Genomic DNA, 2804 nt, shown 5'->3' with positions numbered 1-2804 from the left:
GCTCGTGGAGCCTTCGCCGGCGACCCGCAGGGCGGCCAGCTCCGAGAGCGCGGTAGCGGTGCTCGGGATGTTCGGCGGCGTCGCCTGGGCGGGGGCGCCGGTTACCTGTGCCCCAGCACCCCCTCCACGTCGGCAGTGCAGGGCAACGGCCAACTCGCGGACGGCGTGGCCTTCGGCGTTCCGGTCCGCTCGGGCGACGCCGACTTCACGCAGGCGGTGACGTTCGCGCACTCGGGGACGTACGTGGTCCACGTCCTGTGCGAGGGCTACGACATGCCGTCCGAGACGATCACGGTGACCGATCCCGCGGAGACCACCACCGACTGGATCTTCCCCACGACCACCGCGGACGGCGGCGGTTACGACGATCCCGCCCGGGTCCTCCTCCGGGACGGCCTGGTCGCCCACAGCGAGGTCGGGAACGGCCGGATCACCCTTCGCGGTTTCCCCGGCACCGACCTGCCCGTCGGTTCGTCCGTGCGCAAGGTCGAGATCCGGTCCCACCTCGGCGGCGACCGCACGACCATCGGGTTCGACCAGCACGCACCCACCTACGCGCAGTGCACCGACCACAACGACCCCACGCGCCTGCTCCACTTCGACCCGTACTCGGAAACCACCGTGGACGACTACCTGGTCGGCTACACGTCCCTGGACTGCCCTCTTCACGCCGAGGCGGTGAGCAGCGGCTCCTACGAGGTCGTCCTCCAGGGCTACTTCACCAACTCCATCTACAACATCGACGACGTCTCGGTTCGCTTCACCTACACCGCTCCGGTGCCGACCGTGGCCGTCTCCCCGGGTGCGGGGCTCGCCGGTTCCCTCTTCACCGCCACCTACCAGTGCCGCTCCACGACGCCCGTCCTGTCGGTCGTCACATCGGACGGCCGTCCCGCCACCGACGCCGTGATCGACTCCCCCACGACCACCGACCACCTGAACTACACCCAGGGCTTCCGCCTGAACGCGCAGGGCACCGACGTGGTCCACGTGACGTGCGGGTCCGCGCACCTGACGTCCTCCGCCATCACCGTCCACAAACCACTGAAGTACATCGCCCTGGGCGACTCGTACTCCTCCGGTGAGGGCAACCCGCCCTACGACCTGTCCGACGCCTGTCACCGGAGTTCCCTGGGGTGGCCCACCCGCGTCGCCGGCGCGAACCGCGACCGCATCACGTCGTCGGCCAACGTCGCCTGCTCCGGCGCGACGACGAAGGGCCTCACCCAGGAGGAGAAGAAGCAGAACCCGCAACTCGACACCATCCGCACCGGGCAGCCCGACGTCGTCACGGTCACGATCGGTGGCAACGACGTGGACTTCGCCGGCTACATCCGCTGGTGCGTCCTGTTCTCCTGCGTGCACAAGCTCGACGCCGAGGCCGCCGACATCAGCGAACTGGTCCGGTTCCTCCCCTCCGTCTACACCGGCATCAGGAACGCGGCGGGCAGCGGGGCGCGGATCATCGTGGTCGGCTACCCGCGCCTGTTCCCGCAGTTCCAGTCCGCCGTGCGCTGCACCTGGCTGTCCGATGCCGAACGCGCCAAGCTCAACGCCCTCGCGGTCCAGCTCGACCAGGGTCTGGCCTCCGCCGCCGCGCAGGCAGGTCTGGAGTACGTCTCCACGCTCGAAGCGCTGGACGGCCACGAGATGTGCTCCGACCGGACCTGGATGAACCCGATCTCGCTCGATCCCGGTGCCGCCCACCCGAACTCCGACGGCCAGCAGGCCGTGGCGGATGCGGTCATCCGGAAGATGGCGCTCTGACCCGTCCACACCGGACCGGTTGCGTTACGGCGGGAAGGTGTCGAGGGTCGTGCGCAGTCGGGTGAGGATGGGGGCGAGGTCGTCGATCGGGGGGTCCGTCAGGGCCAGGCGGAGGGCTTGGGGGGCGTGCTTGCCGGTCGCGAAGGCGTCGGCGGTGGAGACCAGGATTCCCTCGCGGGCCAGGGCGGTGGCTACCCGGTCCGCGTGCAGGTACGGGGCGAGGCGCAGCCAGAGGAAGAAGGACGCCGGGTGCGCGGTGGTGTCCAGGCCGGCGAGGGCGGTGCGGGCGACGGACTGCCGGGCGCGGGCGTCGGCGCGGCGGCGGCGCTCCAGGCGGGTGACGGTGCCGTCGGTGAGCCAGCGGGTGGCCAGGGCGCTGACCAGGGCAGGGGTTCCCCACGTCGAGGAACGCAGGCTCGTCGCGAACGCCGGCACGAGGCGGTCGGGCACGACGGCGAAGCCGAACCGCAGACCGCCGGCCAGGTTCTTCGACAGGCCGGAGACGTAACAGGTGCGGTCCGGGGCCAGGGCGTGCACCGGTGGCGGGGCGGCGGGGTCGAGGAAGGCGTAGGTGCCGTCCTCCACGATCAGCAGGTCGTGCCGGTGCGCGAGGTCGACCAGGCGTTCCCGGGTGGTGCGGTCGAGCACCCAGCCGAGCGGGTTGTGCAGGGTCGGGATGGTGTAGACGGCCCGGACGCGACGGGCACGGCACAGGTGGTCGAGGGCGTCGAGGTCCGGACCGGTCGCGGTGGCGGGGACCGGGACGAGTTCGAGGTGGTGCGCGGCGGCGAGGAGCTTCATGCCGGGGTAGGTGAGGGCGTCGACGGCGAGGACGTCCCCCGGCCGGGTGGCCGAGCGCAGCGTCGTGTCGAGCGCGTGCTGGGCGCCGCAGGTCAGCGCGACGTTGGCCGGGGCGGTGTCGACGCCGCGGTCGAGCAGGTGGGTCGCCACGGCGGCGCGCTCGTGCCGCCGGCCGCCGGGCGGTTGTTGCCGCAGCAGGGACGCCACGTCGCCGGAGGTGGACAACTCGCGCAGGG

Annotated in this window: 2 protein-coding genes; one reads left to right on the top strand and one right to left on the bottom strand. The window is 71.7% G+C overall.

Features of this window, described 5'->3' with window-relative positions; genetic code table 11:
• Positions 1 to 1767, top strand: a 1767-nt coding sequence (locus tag AB0G02_RS34130) for an SGNH/GDSL hydrolase family protein (RefSeq protein ID WP_360802690.1), incomplete at its 5' end; no start/stop codon positions are given.
• A 24-nt stretch (positions 1768 to 1791) separates the two neighbouring features.
• Here AB0G02_RS34130 and AB0G02_RS34125 read toward each other — a convergent pair.
• A partial coding sequence (locus AB0G02_RS34125) for a PLP-dependent aminotransferase family protein (RefSeq protein ID WP_360802687.1) occupies positions 1792 to 2804 on the bottom strand: 1013 nt, incomplete at its 5' end.

This window comes from Actinosynnema sp. NPDC023658, assembly GCF_040639995.1.
GTDB lineage: Bacteria > Actinomycetota > Actinomycetes > Mycobacteriales > Pseudonocardiaceae > Actinosynnema.
The sequence above is the reverse complement of the archived record's forward strand: the minus strand, read 5'-3'. Positions and strand labels throughout refer to the sequence as shown.